A 16,003-nucleotide genomic window follows, 5' to 3' on the forward strand; every position below is an offset into this window, starting at 1 on the left:
CTATCGTCCACTAGTAGCGCCGACAGCGTAGTCAAACGCCTTTTTAATTCCTGCGTAGTACTCTTCAGATAGTGGCAAACGCGGCGGACGAGTCGGTCCTACTGGGAAATTCGCCAGCTCCATCATGTATTTGATCGACTGTACCAATTGTGGACTCGCATCGTAGTGGAACAGTGGCAACAAGCGGCGATAAAGCGCTTGTGCTTCGCTGAGCTTGCCTGCCCGTGCCAGACGGAACAGCTCCACTCCTTCTTTTGGCAGCGCATTCGGCACACCCGAAATCCAACCTGTCGCCCCGATCAAGCCGCCCTCCATGACGAGATCGTCTACACCGACCATAACTTCCAAGTCCGTCTGCGCGAGAATGTCCTGCATGCGGCGTACGTCACCGGAGAATTCTTTCACAGCGACGATATTTTCGAACTTCGCCAGTCTTGCCAAAATGTCCGGTGTCAGGTCGATTTTGTAGTCGTGAGGATTGTTATAGGCAATAATCGGCAGCCCGACAGTGTTCAGAGCTTCGTAGTGGGCAAACACTTCATTTTCCAATGGCTTGTAGTTAATTGGAGGCAAGGCCATCACGCCTGCTGCTCCCGCATCCTTGGAGAATTGCACCCATTCCACTGCTTGACGGGTAGACGGAGCAGCAGAGCCTACGACCACCGGAACTCGACCTTTTGCGGCAGCGATCACGGTTTGAATGACTTTGGCCCGCTCTTCTCCTGTCATTGTCGCGTATTCTCCCAGTGAACCCGACGGAACCAGTCCGTCTACGCCCTCCTGAATCAACCAGTCACACAATTCTGCCAAACGTTTGTAATCCACCTCATAATCGTTTGTAAACGGCGTGACAATCGCCACGTACACTCCTTCAAATCTTCCCATCTTCATTCTCCTCTCACATTTGGGTTTTGTTTTAATGATCAGTTGCGGCTGGTATGAGCAAAAAGCCATTCGCCAGCTCGTCTTCCGGATTGTAAAAAATCGTATGCTTGCCCATCAGCCAGGCCGCCCCCGCAATTCGGGTGATAACAGCGGGTAGCCCCCCTTCCTCCGTCACCTGCAGCACTCTTCCTGTAAACAAAGAACCGACGATGCTCTCATGCACAAACGGTTCGTCTATCCCGATCTCCCCTTTGGCAAACAAGGCTGCCAGCTTGGCGGAAGTGCCTGTTCCACATGGCGATCGGTCGATTCCGCCCGGTGGTACGACGACGGTATTTTTCACATCCGCTCCCGGATTGTCTGGGGCCGTATAGAACTCCACATGGGTCAGTCCGCGAATAAACGGCTTCTCTGGATGAACGATCTCCATGGCCTGATTAATCGCTTTTCGAATCGTGACGGCCGTATCGACAATGGTGGAGGCATGGGCTGGCGTCAGTTCGAGATTGAGCTTGCGTGCATCCGTGATGGCATAAAAGTTTCCACCGTACGCAATATCGCAGGTCACCGCTCCAATCCCTTCTACATTTACAGTCACATCTTGCTGATAGAGGAAGGCTGGAATGTTCACAAACGATACTTCCTTGGCTTTCCCTCCCTCTACCTGTATGGCTACCTCGACCAGTCCTGCTGGCGTATCGAGCGTAAGCTTTGTCACCGGCTCGGTCACGGGGATCATGCCTGTCTCCACCAGCGCGGTACATAGTCCGATCGTATCGTGGCCGCACATCGGCAAGTATCCGCCTGTCTCGATATAGATCACTCCTATATCCGCATCCGGATGGCATGGATCAACGATCAAGGCCCCGGACATCACATCATGCCCGCGCGGCTCGTACATCAAAAACGTGCGAATCCAGTCGTACTCGGCCTTCATCTGGAGCATTTTTTCTCCCATCGTGGCTCCGGTAAGCTTTGGCAGACCACTGATTACCGTGCGGGTAGGGTTTCCCCCGGTATGCGTGTCAATGGTGGTAAACACCCTCGTTGCTTTCATGGATGCAACACTCCTTTTTTCGTAAACCGTTCCAAGCACAGCGGCTCTGTCGGAATGATGGTGTCTGTCTGATCGACTAGCATCTCGGACACCAGCTTGCCTGTGACGGCAGCCAGACTGATTCCATCTCCTTCATGACCAGCCGCGATAAAGTAACCAGGCACTTCTTCTACGCGAGAAATAATCGGCAAGTGATCCTCTGTCCACGGGCGCAAACCGCAATACGTGCGGATGATGGCGAAGTCGGCGATCTTCGGATAAAAGCGCAGCGCTCTTCTCGCCATGCACCTGACGACATTCAGATCAATCCGCGTATCGAAGCCTACGAACTGACGACTGGAGCCAATCAAGAAGTTCTGGCTCTCTGTCGGTTCAAATACGAGCGCGACTCCATACTTCTCTGTCTCTTCGTCTACTTGTCGCACTCCACCAAACTTCGAGATGAGATAGCCGAACTCCATCACCTTTCGCACGCCGACCGGCATCTGCCGCGAGGCGACGATCAAGTGCCCTTTGCGCGGAACGATTGGAATATCCACCCCGACCATTTTGCCAATGACTGGCGCCCACACCCCTGCGGCGTTAACGACCTGCTTGGCTGTCATGCTGCCGGTACCAAGCCCGATGTGAAACGTTCCCGTCGCCTGATCACGTCTGAGAGACCTGACCTCTGTACGGCGCATGATCCTCGCTCCATGCTTTTTCGCTCCTTCAAACAGGGCAAAGGTCAGCATGTACGGATTGACGGTAGAATCGGTGGCGCATTCCAAGCCTCCCAGCAAGTCGTCGGCAAAGTAAGGCGACTCCTGCCGAATATCCGCTCGGTCCAACATCCGAAACGGCAGTCCAGCTTCTTTTTGCCGTCTCACCCATTCATGGGCGGCCTCCATCTCGGCCTCTGATTCGCAGACGAGAACGCTCCCCGGTGCCCGATATTCAAACGTCTGGTCCAGCTCCAGGCTTAGCTGATCAACGAGCATCTGGCTTTTCAGGGACATCTGACTGTCAAAGCCGGGGTCCTTGTCGATCGCCAAAATATTCCCGTCACAGCGCGAGGACGTCCCTGATGCCAGCTCACCTTTTTCCAGGACAACGACATCCAATCCAGCCTTCGCAGCGTAATACGCAATCGCCGCACCGATTATGCCACCGCCGATTACCGCAATCTGCGCATGAGTTTGTACTGTCATGCTGATTCTCCTCAAATGCGTATTCTGCTACTCTCTTACTTTTTGCAAAAGCCATGCCAATCGTTCCAAGCGCGATTTCCAAAATATTTCGTCTAAATTCTTTGACAACTGAAAGAGCGAATGTATAATAAATGAGAAAATGTTCAAAATTTTATACACTTGAACTACCTCTTTTAAAAGGGATGATCGAGTTGAATCACAAACTTCCTGCCTTAACCGAGTTGATACAGACAAACATGCGGATTTTCAACGATCAAGAGCTTCTCCCTCCTCCGTTGGACGAAACCATTCCTGTATTTGCCCAGCGTCAAACCAGCTGGTATGTCGCCGATTCCTCCCATTTAACCGTCAACTTGACGATCGATTGCACACAAGCCCCTTGGGAACCAGCTGCTGTGACAACACTGGATTCAACATTGGCCGACGCCATCCACCTGCTAGCTACTCACAACTATCTCCTGATCGAAAAACAGCCCGGAGTCCCTGTCGGCTACCTTCATCGAGGTGCAGTCATACAAGCCATTTTTTCCTCGTACGAGATCATGGAAGCATATTTCGAGACGATGATTAAGACCATGGATGCATCCATATCCGTCATCGATGAAAAAGCACGTGTGATGGTTTGGACAGAAGGCGCTGAACGAATCTTTTCCTTGAAAGCAAAAGAAACGATAGGTCGCCCGATCACCGAATTTTTCCCGCTCGAAATGCTCGAAACACTCAAATCTCTGCAAAGTGGACAGTCTCTCTACCGTCATCAGCATCAGCCGAGAGAGGATCTCGTCGTGCTCATCAATACCAATCCGATCTATTTGCATGACAAAATCATCGGTGCTGTCGCGGCGGAAACCGATATCACGAGCCAAGTCCGACTGAACCAGGAGCTGTTGAACGCCAATAAAAAAGTGAATCATTTGCAGCAGGAAATGGCAAAGCTCAGTCCGACCCCTGATCCATTTGCACAGATCAAAGGAACGAGTCTTCCTATTCGGCATATCAAGTCCATGATCCAAAAGCTCAGCGCTACACAAGCAACCGTCTTGATCACAGGGGAAAGTGGTGTCGGCAAGGAGCTTTTCGCCAAAGCCGTGCATGATGTGCGGGAAGGCTCTAATGCGCCCTTTATCGCCATCAACTGCGGTGCGATTTCGCCTACTTTGTTTGAAAGCGAGCTGTTCGGGTACGAGAAAGGTGCCTTCTCTGGTGCGGATCAAAAAGGGAAAAAAGGAATGATTGAGCTGGCACGTGGAGGAACGCTGTTTCTCGACGAGGTAGGAGAAATGCCGCTCGATATGCAAGTGAAGCTGCTTCGCGTGCTTCAAGAGAAAAAGTATTATTCGGTCGGAGGGACCAAGCAGATTGAGGCGGACTTCCGCGTAGTTGCCGCCACGAATAAAAATTTGGAGGAGTTAGTGAAGGAAGGGAAGTTTCGCCAAGACCTGTTCTATCGGCTCAATGTCGTGACGCTGAAAATTCCTCCGCTTCGAGAACGCATTGAAGATACGATTGAGCTCGCCCACTTTTTTCTCTATGAATTCTCTTTACGTTACAACCGTCCCATTCATGCCATCTCGCAAAATGTGATGCAAAACCTGCTCCAATACGACTGGCCAGGAAACATTCGCGAGCTGCGAAATGCCATTGAACGATTGGTGGTATTTGCAACGGACGGTATTATCAAAGAAGAGGATTTGCCGTATTCCTTACAAGGTCAGACGAAACAGGTACCGATTGAGCTCCCTCCCGATCTCTTTTCCCTGCAAGAAGAAATCGAAGCGCATGAGCGCCGTGTCATTTTGCGAGCCATCGAGCTGGAAAACGGTAACAAGCAGGCTGCTGCGAAAAGACTTGGCATATCGCGGGCCACGCTCTATAACAAATTGGGGAAGTAAAAAAACGTTGTCCTTCAACGGTTGTGCATGGGGAAGCCCTGCCACATGTTTTCCAGTCGCCTGTATCCTCTCTACGTTCGGGCGGTCTCCTTCCAAACATGTGACAGGGCTTTCGAGCTGTTAGGTGTTCTTCCAGCTTTTCAAACCGTTTTTGGGTCAGTTCAAGGTAGATCCTTTGTACTAGCGATCATCTTGAGTTATCCAATCACGACTGTGAAATATTTGTGGTTCATTTTGAAGTTTAATGCTCGCGTCTATTCCTTCTTGGTCGACTTGCAATCATTTTTCAGCAAAGCCGCGTAAGAAGAAGCGGATTTCCAGTCCAAGCGCCTCTGGAGCCCACCTCAGCGTAGGAAAAAATGGCGGGGAATTTCAGCTTCACTCATGAAACCCTTCATCGAAACTTCTACGTTTGAAGCGCTCCCGCCATTGTAGGCCGAAGCGTAGACTGGAAATACGCTTCTTCCCTCCACTACAGCTGCTTTTTACACCAAAAAAACGCACGCCAACACGAACAAAAATCAGGAAACCTTCGCCCCTCTTTGGGAGGCAACACCTCAGACAAAATACGGATCAATTCCATGGTTGATTCCTCCTTTGTCGTCGGGCACGTGACCTACGCGCCCAAATACGCCTTGACGATCGAATCATCGGCCCTGAGAACGTCTGCCTTATTTTCCATGACGATGCGCCCTGTCTCCATTACATAGCCGCGATGAGCAAGCTTCAACGCTACCTTGGCATTTTGTTCGATCAAAAGAATCGTCGTGCCTTGCCTGTTTATTTCTCTGATTATATTCATGATCTCAACCACAATAATCGGGGCAAGCCCCATCGACGGTTCATCTAGCATCAAGAGCTTTGGACGTGCCATGAGACCGCGGCAGATTGCGAGCATTTGCTGCTCGCCTCCGCTCAGCGTTCCTCCCATTTGTTCACTCCGCTCCTTCAATCGAGGGAACAGCGCGAATGCCTGCTCAATCCCCTCTGCGATGGCCGCCTTCTCTTTTCTCTGTGTAAAACCGCCTAGCTCCAGATTTTCACGCACAGTCAAGCCAGCAAAAATCCGCCTGCCCTCTGGTACATGGATGATGCCAGCCTCGACAATTTGGTGAGGAGCCCAGCCTACGAGACTCTGTCCGTGAAGCAAGACATCTCCACTGTTTGGTCGAACGATTCCAGAAATCGTTTTGAGTATCGTGCTCTTGCCAGCACCATTGCTGCCTAGCAGTGCGACAATCTCTCCTTCATGCACGTGCAGGTCGATGCCTTTAAGCGCTTCAATTTTTCCGTAAAACGAATGAATGCCGCTGATTGTCAAAAGTGGTGTCATATTGCCTCCTCCTCCTTTCCGAGGTAGGCTTCTACGACTCGCGGATTGCTGAGCACATCCTCGGGAGTTCCCTCTGCGATCTTCTGTCCGTAGTCGAGGACGATTACTTTTTCCGATATTTTTTTGATCAAACCCATATCGTGCTCGATGATCAGCACTGTCAACTCGTAATGGGTGCGGATTCGCTTGATCAAAGCAATCAGGTCTTCCTTCTCCTCATAATTCAGCCCCGCAGCAGGCTCATCGAGGAGCAACACTCGCGGCTTGGTAGCTAAGGCCCGCGCGATTTCCAAATAACGCTGAGCGCCATACGGCAAGTTTTTGGCAATGCGCCAGCAACTGTCTTCTATCCCCACGAAGCGAAGGCAGTCCCTTGCCATATCCTCGATCAACTGTTCCTCACGGCGCTGTGCCCTAGTCTGCCATAGTGCTCCCCAGACAGTTTGGCTCGTGCGGCTGTGCATGCCTGATTTGACATTATCCAAGACCGTCAAATTCGGAAACAGCCGCAAGTTTTGAAACGTTCGCGCCATGCCGAGGCGTGTGATTTGGCTTGGCTTTTTTCCCACGAGCTGGTTGCCTTCAAGGATGATCTGCCCCGCAGTCGGACGGTAAAATCCGGTGATCATGTTGAAGACGGATGTTTTCCCGGCTCCATTCGGGCCAATGATACTGCTGATCGAACCTGGGCTGATAGCAAAAGACAAATCGTTTACCGCAGTCAGACCGCCGAATTTAAGCGTTACATTTTTCACTGTCAAGCTTGACGTCATTACCGCTGCCCCCTTCCGTAGCCTCCTCGGTCTCGCCATGTCTAGCGCCTCGTTTCATCTCATAGCGGGCAGGCCACAGTCCTTGGGGGCGAAACAGCATCATCGCGACCAGTGCGGCGCCGAAGATCAAATATCGCCAATCTTCCACTGAGCGCAGCAGTTCCGGCAAGGCAATGACCAGCACGGCGCCCAAGACGACGCCAGGAATGCTGCCCAAGCCTCCCAATACCACTGCCAAAAGTATCATGATGGACTGGGTAAAGCTAAAGCTGAGCGGCGCAATCGCACTCATTTTGACAGCAAAAACAGAACCAGCCAAACTCCCGATGACAGCTCCGATCGAATACGCCAGCAGCTTCATATTGATCCGGTTAATGCCCATCGCCTCGGCTGCATCCTCGTCCTCGCGGATATACATCCACGCCCTGCCGATGCGGGATGTGCCCAACCGTTTTACAGCCACGACCGCCAAAACAGCAATGATCAAGATCAAATAGTAAAAGTCGATCTGGCCTCCAAGAACATAGCCCCCAATAGAAGGACGCGGGATTCCGTAAATGCCTGAAGCTGATCCGGTAATAGTAAGATTAATCGCTAAAATACGAATGATTTCCCCAAAGCCGAGGGTGACGATTGCCAGGTAGTCACTGCGTAACCGAAGTGTCGGCGCCCCGATAATCACACCCACAATAGCCGCAAATACCATGGCCACAGGCAAGGTCATCCAAAACGACCATTGATAGACCGTCATTAGAATGCCTGTCGTATAAGCTCCTACCGCAAAAAAGGCGGCGTACCCCAAGTCGAGTAATCCAGCAAAGCCGACTACCACATTCAGCCCCTGGGCCAAGACAACGTAGAACAAGGCGAGTGTCGCAACATCCAGCCAGTAGTTATTGGACAGAAACGGCAGTACACACGCGACGGCGAGCAACAGGACAACAGCGATTTTTTTTCGAGATGGATTCATCCGCTACATCCTCTCTGTCACTTTCTCACCCATGATGCCCGTTGGCTTTAATACCAGAATCAAGATCAACAGGGAAAACGCCACGACGTCCTTCCATGAACCACCGAAAATAAATGTTCCGGCTGTCTCCATCATCCCGAGCAGCAGCCCGCCCAGCATCGCTCCCTGAATGCTGCCAATTCCGCCCAAAACCGCCGCCGTAAACGCCTTGAGTCCAATGATAAAGCCCATCATGAAATTGACGGTTCCGTAATAAGCACCTGCCATCGTGCCTGCACCTGCTGCCAACGAAGCACCGATGAAAAAGGTCAAGCCAATGACTTTATGCACATGGATGCCCATTAAATGACAAGCCGTCTGGTCGAGCGCAATCGCCCGCATAGCCTTGCCGTACAGCGAGCGATTGATGAATAGATGCAAGCTCAGCATTAAAAGTGCCGAAATGACGACAAGCCCGATTTGGACATACGTAATTTTGGCCCCTAGCAGGCTAATGCCGTCGTGAGAAAGCTGCAAGGGATACACTTGATACTGCGCCCCCCAAACAATCATCGAGCCGTTTTCCAAAAAGAGAGAGACACCAATTGCCGTAATCAGGATCGAGAGTCGTGGAGCCAACAGGAGCGGCCGATAAGCCACCCTCTCAATCCCCATCCCGATGACGCCGACAATCACCATCGTCAGTAATAAAACAATCAATATTCCCATCAAGCCTGCCCCAGAAGAATCTCCGCCGAGCACGCTGAGCAAGGTATAGCCGACAAATGCACCGAGCATGTACAAATCGCCATGCGCGAAGTTGAGCAGCTTGATAATGCCAAAAACCATCGTGTAGCCCAAAGCGATCAAACTGTAAAAAGCACCGATGACCAGTCCGTCCGCCAGTGTTTGGACGAAAATATCCATTCCTCCACCATCCTTACTTGAGGCAATGATTGACGTATGCCCTACTTCGCTAACGTGAACTTGCCACCCGTCACTTTCAAAACGGCGAAGTTGGAGGTATCCAGCGTATTTTGGGCGTTGAACGAGATCGTTTGTCCGAGCGCCTTGAAATCCTTTGTTTCTTTGATCGCTTTTTTGATGGCGTCACGATCAGTCGAGTTCGCCCGCCCGATCGCATCTGCCAGCAGATTGACCGCATTGTAGCTCAGAGCTGAGAAAGGCCCCGGTGCCAAGTTGTTGTACGCCTGCTTGTACTCAGAAGTGAACGCTTCTGCCCCCTCGATGAATTCCGCTGTAGGTGTCGCGGTAATCAAAAGTCCTTCCGCATTGTCTGCTCCAGCAATCTTGATGACGTCCTCACTGAATGAGCCATCGCCTGCGAAGAACAGACCGGAAACGCCTTTTTGCTTGAACTGTTTGACCATGAGTCCGCCAGCCGCATAATAGCCGGTAAAATACGTCGCATCAGGCTGGAGGCCTTTTATTTTTGTGACCAGCGCACTGAAATCCTTTTCTTCGGGGTTGATCGCTTCGTACGCAATGACGGTTCCGCCGGATTTCTCAACGGACGCTTTGGAAAAATCGGCCAGGTCTTTAGCGTAGGCAGAATTGTCATGGATGAGCACGACTTTTTTCGCCTGGTTTGCTGCCATGTAATCTGCTGCGGTCTGTGCTTGATCTGGGGTTAGGCCATTGATCAAAAAGAGGGTGTCATAGCCCTGAGCGGGTAATTTGGCTGAGTTGGCTGCGGGAACGATCATGGGAATGTTGGCATTTTTGAATACACCCGATGAGGGTAGTGTCGCACCTGAGCAGTAACCGCCGACGACAGCTACTACGTTTTGAGAGACCAGCTTATTGGCTGCTGTCGTCGCCATTTGTGGATCACAACCATCATCAGCTACTTCGATCTTCAATTTTTTTCCAACAACTCCGCCGCTGTCGTTTATTTTTTTGACAGCCATTTCGATGGCGTTTTGCATGTCTTTTCCATCCGTTGCGTTATTACCCGTTACTGGTAAAATAACACCAACGAGTATCTCGCTAGCGTCTGCACCTCCAGTAGAAGCTCCTTGATTGGCACATCCCGCTACAGCAAGCGTTAGAGTCAACATCGTTGCGACTATCACGCTTCCCCACTTTTTCATAGCCCATCCCCCATTCGAATATTATTCGATTGATGCCCATTTCCAGTCGATTGCGCCTAGACCATCCTGGAAGATTCCTTTTACCTTGTCATTCTTCACCCATGTATGCGTATAGAAGTAAATCGGCATAATCGGCATTTCATCCATCATGATTTGCTCGGCTTCACGCAGAATCGCCTTGCGCTTTTCCGAATCACTCTCGGTGGCGGACTGATTCAGCAGCTCTTTGAATCTCGGATTCTCCCAGCGCGTGTCATTGTTTCCTCCGTCCTTTTCCTTGAACAGCTCCAGGAAGTTGATCGGATCGTTGAAGTCACCCGACCAGCCGAGACGCCCGACCTGATAGTTGCCCTCGTGCATGGTCTCGAGGTACACCTTCCATTCCTGATTTTCCAGCTTCACTTCTGCACCAAGGTTTTGACGCCATTGGTCCTGAATCGCTTCTGCGATCTTTTTATGCCCTTCCGACGTGTTGTAGCTGAGCTTGATCGGCGGCAGCTTGGAGATGCCCAGCTCTTTCATTCCTTCTTCTAACAGCTTGTTGGCCGTTTCTTGATCATTATCTTTGAAATAGCCGCCCGTATTGAGTCCCATTGTCGGAGGAACTGCTGCCATCGCTGGCTGCTGATTCGCTTGGAGTACGTTGTCGATCAAGATTTGACGGTTAATGGCGTAGGCAAAAGCTTTACGAATCTTCACGTTATTGAACGGAGGTTTCTCTGTATTGAACTTGTACCAGTAGGTAGCACCGACCGGCTTCACTTGAAGCTTTCCGCTGTCTTTAAGCGCTGGCATCGCATCTGTTGGCAGCGAGCTTAACGGACTACCTGCCCAGTCAATCTCGCCATTTTCGAACATGGACAGCTCTGTGTTTTCATCCTCCACCATCGAGAACTCGATCTTGTCCAGCTTGACACTATTTTTGTCCCAGTAGTTTTCGTTTTTCACGAGTACCATTTTGCTTTTGTGTTCCCAAGACTCCATTTTGAATGGGCCATTTCCTACGTGTGTTTTGGCTTCTCCAGACCATTTTTCATCTGCCTCGGCTACCTTTTTATTTACCGGGAAATAAGTTTGGAAGGCGGTTAGCTCCAGAAAAAACGGGGTTGGATTCGTCAACTCTACTTGGAGGGTCTTGTCATCCAATGCTTTTACGCCGACATCCTCCAAGCTGCCAGTCCCTTTGTTGGCCTTCTCCGCATTCTTGATGTAATAGAGCTGGTAGGCGTAATTGGACGCTGTCTTCGGATCGAGAGCTCGCTTCCACGCGTATTCGAAATCGTGCGCTGTTACTGGTTCTCCGTTGCTCCACTTGGAGTCTCTCAGTTTGAATGTGTATGTTTTCATATCACTCGATACTTCAATCTTCTCCGCTACTGCTTCCTCTGGCTTGCCCGAAGGTCCGATGCGTGTCAGTCCATCAAATACTGCTTTGACGATGGCAGCAGAAGTCGTGTCTTCCGCAAGTCCAGGATCACCTGTAGGTGGTTCGGAGTGAAGATTCCAGCGTAGGACTTGGGCTTTTGCTGGTTCTTTAGCCGTGGTGGCAGGTGCTGGCTGCGTGCTCGACTGACCACTCTGTGATGCTTGCTCGGCTGGCTTTGCTGCTGGCTGTCCTCCTCCACATCCTGCTAACGCTAATCCCATGACTGCTAGGCTACTCATTACTGCGAACATACTTTTTTTCATTTGATCAACCCCCATTGTTCAGTCGTTATGTGTTGGTTTTCAGAATTATCAGAATGCAAGAGATGTGCCAAAAATGAAGGCGGCAGTGGCTTCGTTCTAGAGTTGGTCGCTGTAAATTTTTTTGTACACTGTAATGCTTGTTGTGTTTCAAATCTTAGACACCGCTGGTAAACAAAAAAAGCCTCAGCCCACTTACTCGGCCAAGGCTTTTTTCTCTCGATTTATAAAATGATCAATTCGCGCGGTGAATGTGTCAGCACCTCATTGCCACTCTCTGTGACAACCAAATCGTCTTCGATACGGATCCCACCAAGCTCTGGGATATAAATCCCCGGCTCCACGGTCAAAATCATGCCTTCTTGGAGTACAGCGGTGCAACGTGTGGACATAAATGGCTCCTCATGAATATCCAGGCCCACTCCATGCCCCATCCCATGTCCAAATCGCTCGCCATAGCCGTGCTCCGTGATGTAGTCCCGTGCGAAGGCGTCTGCTTCTTTCCCGGTAATACCAGGACGAATCCCTGCAACAGCCCGATTGCGTGCTTCCAAAACGATCTCGTAGATGGCTTTGAGTTGCTCATCAGGAGTGCCAACAGCAACCGTACGGGTAATATCAGAGCGATACCCTTGGTACAATGCGCCAAAGTCCAACGTGACCATATCTCCGGCTTCAATCATTTTTTCACTCGCTACGCCATGAGGAAGTGCGGAACGATAACCAGAAGCAACAATGATGTCAAAAGCAGAGCCCGACGCCCCTTCTTTTCGCATGAACATTTCCAATTCGTTAGACACCGCAAGCTCTGTGATACCAGGACGCAGGAAGGAAGTAATATGAGAGAATGCCGCATCGGCGATTTGGGCAGCCGTTCGGATGATCGCCAGTTCTTCCTTTGTCTTAATCATCCGCAATCCCTCAATGACACCTGACGTCGGAATGAATGCTGTTTGGACGGCCTCGGTGTATTTGCGATGCAAAGCAAATGAGACATTCTCCTCCTCAAAGCCGAGATGGTTGATCCCCATCGCTTCCGCCTGGCGCGCCACTTCACTGTATACGGATTCTTTTGTTGGCAAATAAACGATCTCAAAGCCTGTTGCTTGTGCTTGCGCTTGGGCTGTGTAACGGAAATCTGTGAAGAGCTTGGCCTGGTCCCTGGAAATGAGGACAACTCCGTATGTACCTGTAAAGTTTGTGAGGTATCGGCGGTTTTGTCCATTGGTGATCAAAATCCCGTCAATCCCAAGTGGATCGAATTGCTCACGCAGTCTTGTTACTTTTTCCATTTCTGTCATCCCTCTTTTGTTTGTCGTGATTGGGCTCGTTCTTTGAGAATATTCAGCAAGTATTGTGCCAGCCAGGACGATTCTCTCTCGCCTTCCCATGGCACGACACTTGCATTTTTCATCAAATAAGAATGAAAGGAGGCTTCATCATGGAATCGCATCCATTGATTATCTGCCGTTGTGAAGAAGTAACTCTCGCTGAATTGGTAGAGACCGCCCAAACCTATCAATGTACCGCACGCGAGCTGAAGCTACGGACCAGAGCAGGCATGGGCTGCTGCGGTGGGAGAACCTGCCGTACATTGATTGATCAGGTCATTCAGCAAGTAACTGGCCAAGCGCCTTCTCATACTGTACCTCTTGGATACCAACCGCCTATCCGTCCTGTCTCATTTCAAACGCTTGGGGGGCAACGGACATGAGTCAACGAATTGATCACCATCCGGTCCTCGGTTCACTCGGTGACAGAAAGCAGCTTCCTTTTTATTATAACGGCTCTGTCTATACAGCTTACGAAGGCGAGACGATTGCAGGAGCCCTATTGGCCGTAGGGGTCCGTACGCTTCGGGTTCATGAGGAAAAAGGAACACCGCGAGGAATTTACTGCAATATCGGTCACTGCTACGAATGTCGCGTCCATGTAGATGGTGTTCCTACCGTGCGTGCTTGTATGACGCTTGTGCAGGAAGGCATGCAAGTGACTGCGGGTTCTCTCCTTCCTACTCCCTTGAAAAAAGGAGGGCATGGTGCATGATCGACCTTCTCATCATCGGGGCTGGACCTGCAGGCTTATCTGCAGCAATTGCAAGTGCTAGGCAGGGATTGGCTGTTCGTGTAGTCGATGAGTTCTATCGCCCTGGGGGCCGCTTGCTTGGACAGCTTCACGAAGAGCCGGACGGTGTGTGGTGGAATGGACTGGATGAGGCAGCCCGGCTCACGGAGGAAGCGAAACATCTCGGTGTAGAGATCTGCTGCGGCGTCTCCGTCTTTCATTTGACGCAATCCCAGAATGGCTGGGTCGTCTCTACGACACAGGGGGAAATGACTGTCCCATTGCTCCTGATCGCAACGGGTGCTTCTGAAGCAGCCGTACCCGTGCCAGGGTGGACGTTACCTGGCGTGATGTCCATCGGAGCTGCTCAAGTCATGACAAATGTGCAGCGCGTGCGAGTAGGACAACGCGGGGTAGTCATTGGAATCAATGTCTTATCAGTGGCGATATCCCGGGAATTGCAGTTGGCTGGAATTACGGTGGATCGAATGATACTCCCACCATGTACGACTGTCAGTGGCACTGCGGGGCAACCACAAGCAGTGATGCAATCCTTATTGCGGGTCGCCCATCTTGCACCTTCTCTGATGATTCGGCTGGGGAGCAAACTGATGGGAAGTTCATGGATGCAAAAGCTGGCAGTGTCCCTCTACCCCTCAAACGGGTTTTCTATGTGGGACATCCCAATTCAACTACGAACAGCAGTAGTGGAGATCGTCGGAACGTCTCAAGTCGAGGGTGTCCGTATCGCCCGAGTTGCAACCGATGGTTCACCCATAGTTGGAACCGAACAAGTCATTCCAGCTGATTTCGTCTGTATCGCAGGCGGATTAAGTCCACTCGCCGAATTGGCAGCGATTGCCGGGTGCCCATTTGCCTATGTTCCCTCCTTGGGCGGGCATGTCCCCTTACACAATGAAAGCATGCGAACGCCAGCCCCTGGACTCTATGTTGCCGGCAATATCACGGGAATTGAAAGTGCCAAAGTGGCAATGGCTCAAGGCACGGTCGCGGGACTTTCTATCGCAAAAGCTCGGGGGAAGCTGACGAATGAACAGCCATTATTGGATGCCATTCAACAGGTGAAAATCGTCCGGCAAAATGCAACGATCCAGTTCCATCCAGACATTGTAGCTGGTCGTGCACTGGTGGGACAAATGACAGCAGAATGGATCGCGCACTAATTCATTCTTTCAATAGGAAAAGGCAGCCTGTTATTCTTTCACGGCAGGCTGCCTTTGTTTTTCTGAGTCCAGAGTAAGTGTACCCTGTATTTCCTCTGCCTGTTCTCGATAGTAAGCAATGAGTTCAGGATACTCCGCGATTTCTCTCTCTCCTATCGGAGTGATCGCATACAGCCCGCGTTGCACACGGGTAAACCACCCATAATGATTTTGGATAAGAATCGACGAGGTTTTCTCCCCCGCCCCTTTACTCTTGAGTAATTTAGGAGATAACGGCCCATACTGCTGAAGCAACGTCGCGATTTGAATGCAGCTCTGCTTGTAGGCCGTCATGAGCTTGGTTTGATAGCTGCCACCAACATTGTAATCGCCGTATCTTCCCCGCATCTCTTCAATGATACGGTTTCGCTTTTTTTGATTGAATTGCTTGCTTTTTACCCGATCAAACGGTCCCGGTGAAATATTCACTTCCATGGCTGCGAGCCCTCTTTTTGGAAAGGACACGAGAATGAGACCAAGCTCGAGACGTCTAACCAAGTAGCATATATCTTGCCATTTTTTCGAAAACAATTTGTATTTGGGCTTCGGAATTGCTATATAAACAAAATCGGTATAGCGCTGTCGTTTGGTTGCCTGTATGAGCAATTCCACACTTAGGTTGCGCTTGAACTCAACAATGATCAGTTCCTCGCCTTTGATGGCCGTTAAATCGCAATGCTTGACCTCGCCAAAAACGTCATATCCTTGTGCGACAAAATAATTCCGAATCGGTTCGTACATGTCAGCTTCATATTTCTTCTCTGCTTTTGGTTCCATGTGCTCCCCTTCTCTTATAGGAAAAAGAGCCAATCCAGTGGATTGACTCCTCTCTTCGTT

Annotated in this window: 15 protein-coding genes; 4 read left to right on the forward strand and 11 right to left on the reverse strand. The window is 50.6% G+C overall.

The annotated features are described in order from the left end of the window. Genes ACM6JA_RS10740 through ACM6JA_RS10750 form a run of 3 tightly spaced genes read right to left on the reverse strand, consistent with a single transcriptional unit; the run spans position 1 to position 3,132 of the window. Positions 1-885: a dihydrodipicolinate synthase family protein gene (locus ACM6JA_RS10740; protein ID WP_414852293.1), complete on the reverse strand. Its 885-nt coding sequence runs from the start codon at positions 883-885 to the stop codon at positions 1-3. 31 nt (positions 886-916) lie between these two features. Beyond that, complete coding sequence (locus tag ACM6JA_RS10745; protein WP_414852294.1) at positions 917-1,942, reverse strand: 4-hydroxyproline epimerase; 1,026 nt, start codon at positions 1,940-1,942, stop codon at positions 917-919. Beyond that, positions 1,939-3,132: an NAD(P)/FAD-dependent oxidoreductase gene (locus ACM6JA_RS10750; RefSeq protein ID WP_414852295.1), complete on the reverse strand. Its 1,194-nt coding sequence runs from the start codon at positions 3,130-3,132 to the stop codon at positions 1,939-1,941. The genes ACM6JA_RS10745 and ACM6JA_RS10750 overlap by 4 nt, the downstream gene beginning before the upstream one ends. Positions 3,133-3,263: 131 nt before the next feature. On the opposite strand from ACM6JA_RS10750, the gene ACM6JA_RS10755 reads away from it, so the two are divergent. Next, the gene (locus tag ACM6JA_RS10755; protein ID WP_414852296.1) at positions 3,264-5,024 is read left to right on the forward strand and encodes a sigma-54 interaction domain-containing protein; all 1,761 of its coding nucleotides are present in this window, start codon (positions 3,264-3,266) and stop codon (positions 5,022-5,024) included. 616 nt (positions 5,025-5,640) lie between these two features. Here the strand turns inward: ACM6JA_RS10755 and ACM6JA_RS10760 are convergent. The 7 genes from ACM6JA_RS10760 to ACM6JA_RS10790 form a co-directional block, all read right to left on the reverse strand. After that, complete coding sequence (locus ACM6JA_RS10760) at positions 5,641-6,357, reverse strand: ABC transporter ATP-binding protein (protein WP_414852297.1); 717 nt, start codon at positions 6,355-6,357, stop codon at positions 5,641-5,643. Then, positions 6,354-7,130: an ABC transporter ATP-binding protein gene (locus ACM6JA_RS10765; RefSeq protein ID WP_414852298.1), complete on the reverse strand. Its 777-nt coding sequence runs from the start codon at positions 7,128-7,130 to the stop codon at positions 6,354-6,356. The genes ACM6JA_RS10760 and ACM6JA_RS10765 overlap by 4 nt, the downstream gene beginning before the upstream one ends. After that, positions 7,093-8,100 (reverse strand): branched-chain amino acid ABC transporter permease, encoded by a 1,008-nt coding sequence (locus ACM6JA_RS10770; RefSeq protein ID WP_414852299.1) that lies wholly within the window; start codon positions 8,098-8,100, stop codon positions 7,093-7,095. The genes ACM6JA_RS10765 and ACM6JA_RS10770 overlap by 38 nt, the downstream gene beginning before the upstream one ends. Before the next feature lie 3 nt (positions 8,101-8,103). After that, positions 8,104-9,006: a branched-chain amino acid ABC transporter permease gene (locus ACM6JA_RS10775; RefSeq protein WP_414852300.1), complete on the reverse strand. Its 903-nt coding sequence runs from the start codon at positions 9,004-9,006 to the stop codon at positions 8,104-8,106. Positions 9,007-9,047: 41 nt separating this feature from the next. Continuing rightward, the gene (locus ACM6JA_RS10780) at positions 9,048-10,193 is read right to left on the reverse strand and encodes a branched-chain amino acid ABC transporter substrate-binding protein (RefSeq protein WP_414852301.1); all 1,146 of its coding nucleotides are present in this window, start codon (positions 10,191-10,193) and stop codon (positions 9,048-9,050) included. A 21-nt stretch (positions 10,194-10,214) separates the two neighbouring features. Then, entirely contained in the window at positions 10,215-11,882 is a 1,668-nt protein-coding gene (locus ACM6JA_RS10785) for a peptide ABC transporter substrate-binding protein (protein WP_414852302.1), read from the reverse strand. A gap of 221 nt (positions 11,883-12,103) precedes the next feature. Next, the gene (locus ACM6JA_RS10790) at positions 12,104-13,171 is read right to left on the reverse strand and encodes a M24 family metallopeptidase (RefSeq protein ID WP_414852303.1); all 1,068 of its coding nucleotides are present in this window, start codon (positions 13,169-13,171) and stop codon (positions 12,104-12,106) included. A gap of 149 nt (positions 13,172-13,320) precedes the next feature. Between ACM6JA_RS10790 and ACM6JA_RS10795 the strand changes: the two genes are divergently transcribed. Genes ACM6JA_RS10795 through ACM6JA_RS10805 form a run of 3 tightly spaced genes read left to right on the forward strand, consistent with a single transcriptional unit; the run spans position 13,321 to position 15,127 of the window. After that, the gene (locus ACM6JA_RS10795) at positions 13,321-13,593 is read left to right on the forward strand and encodes a (2Fe-2S)-binding protein (protein ID WP_414852304.1); all 273 of its coding nucleotides are present in this window, start codon (positions 13,321-13,323) and stop codon (positions 13,591-13,593) included. Next, positions 13,590-13,925: a (2Fe-2S)-binding protein gene (locus tag ACM6JA_RS10800; RefSeq protein WP_414852305.1), complete on the forward strand. Its 336-nt coding sequence runs from the start codon at positions 13,590-13,592 to the stop codon at positions 13,923-13,925. The genes ACM6JA_RS10795 and ACM6JA_RS10800 overlap by 4 nt, the downstream gene beginning before the upstream one ends. Next, a complete protein-coding gene (locus ACM6JA_RS10805) occupies positions 13,922-15,127 on the forward strand; it encodes an NAD(P)/FAD-dependent oxidoreductase (protein WP_414852306.1) in 1,206 nt (401 codons plus the stop codon). Before ACM6JA_RS10800 ends, ACM6JA_RS10805 begins: the two co-directional genes overlap by 4 nt. 30 nt (positions 15,128-15,157) lie before the next feature. Here the strand turns inward: ACM6JA_RS10805 and ACM6JA_RS10810 are convergent, their stop codons facing one another. Further along, the gene (locus tag ACM6JA_RS10810; protein ID WP_414852310.1) at positions 15,158-15,943 is read right to left on the reverse strand and encodes a DUF2161 domain-containing phosphodiesterase; all 786 of its coding nucleotides are present in this window, start codon (positions 15,941-15,943) and stop codon (positions 15,158-15,160) included. Positions 15,944-16,003: the final 60 nt, after the last annotated feature.

The organism is Brevibacillus sp. IT-7CA2 (assembly GCF_949767855.1).
Lineage (GTDB): Bacteria > Bacillota > Bacilli > Brevibacillales > Brevibacillaceae > Brevibacillus.

Coding starts and splice junctions, on each gene's coding strand:
- ACM6JA_RS10740 (WP_414852293.1), bottom strand. CDS start 885: ATGGGAAGATTTGAAGGAGTGTACGTGGCGATTGTCACGCCGTTTACA.
- ACM6JA_RS10745 (WP_414852294.1), bottom strand. CDS start 1,942: ATGAAAGCAACGAGGGTGTTTACCACCATTGACACGCATACCGGGGGA.
- ACM6JA_RS10750 (WP_414852295.1), bottom strand. CDS start 3,132: ATGACAGTACAAACTCATGCGCAGATTGCGGTAATCGGCGGTGGCATA.
- ACM6JA_RS10755 (WP_414852296.1), top strand. CDS start 3,264: ATGAGAAAATGTTCAAAATTTTATACACTTGAACTACCTCTTTTAAAA.
- ACM6JA_RS10760 (WP_414852297.1), bottom strand. CDS start 6,357: ATGACACCACTTTTGACAATCAGCGGCATTCATTCGTTTTACGGAAAA.
- ACM6JA_RS10765 (WP_414852298.1), bottom strand. CDS start 7,130: ATGACGTCAAGCTTGACAGTGAAAAATGTAACGCTTAAATTCGGCGGT.
- ACM6JA_RS10770 (WP_414852299.1), bottom strand. CDS start 8,100: ATGAATCCATCTCGAAAAAAAATCGCTGTTGTCCTGTTGCTCGCCGTC.
- ACM6JA_RS10775 (WP_414852300.1), bottom strand. CDS start 9,006: ATGGATATTTTCGTCCAAACACTGGCGGACGGACTGGTCATCGGTGCT.
- ACM6JA_RS10780 (WP_414852301.1), bottom strand. CDS start 10,193: ATGAAAAAGTGGGGAAGCGTGATAGTCGCAACGATGTTGACTCTAACG.
- ACM6JA_RS10785 (WP_414852302.1), bottom strand. CDS start 11,882: ATGAAAAAAAGTATGTTCGCAGTAATGAGTAGCCTAGCAGTCATGGGA.
- ACM6JA_RS10790 (WP_414852303.1), bottom strand. CDS start 13,171: ATGGAAAAAGTAACAAGACTGCGTGAGCAATTCGATCCACTTGGGATT.
- ACM6JA_RS10795 (WP_414852304.1), top strand. CDS start 13,321: ATGGAATCGCATCCATTGATTATCTGCCGTTGTGAAGAAGTAACTCTC.
- ACM6JA_RS10800 (WP_414852305.1), top strand. CDS start 13,590: ATGAGTCAACGAATTGATCACCATCCGGTCCTCGGTTCACTCGGTGAC.
- ACM6JA_RS10805 (WP_414852306.1), top strand. CDS start 13,922: ATGATCGACCTTCTCATCATCGGGGCTGGACCTGCAGGCTTATCTGCA.
- ACM6JA_RS10810 (WP_414852310.1), bottom strand. CDS start 15,943: ATGGAACCAAAAGCAGAGAAGAAATATGAAGCTGACATGTACGAACCG.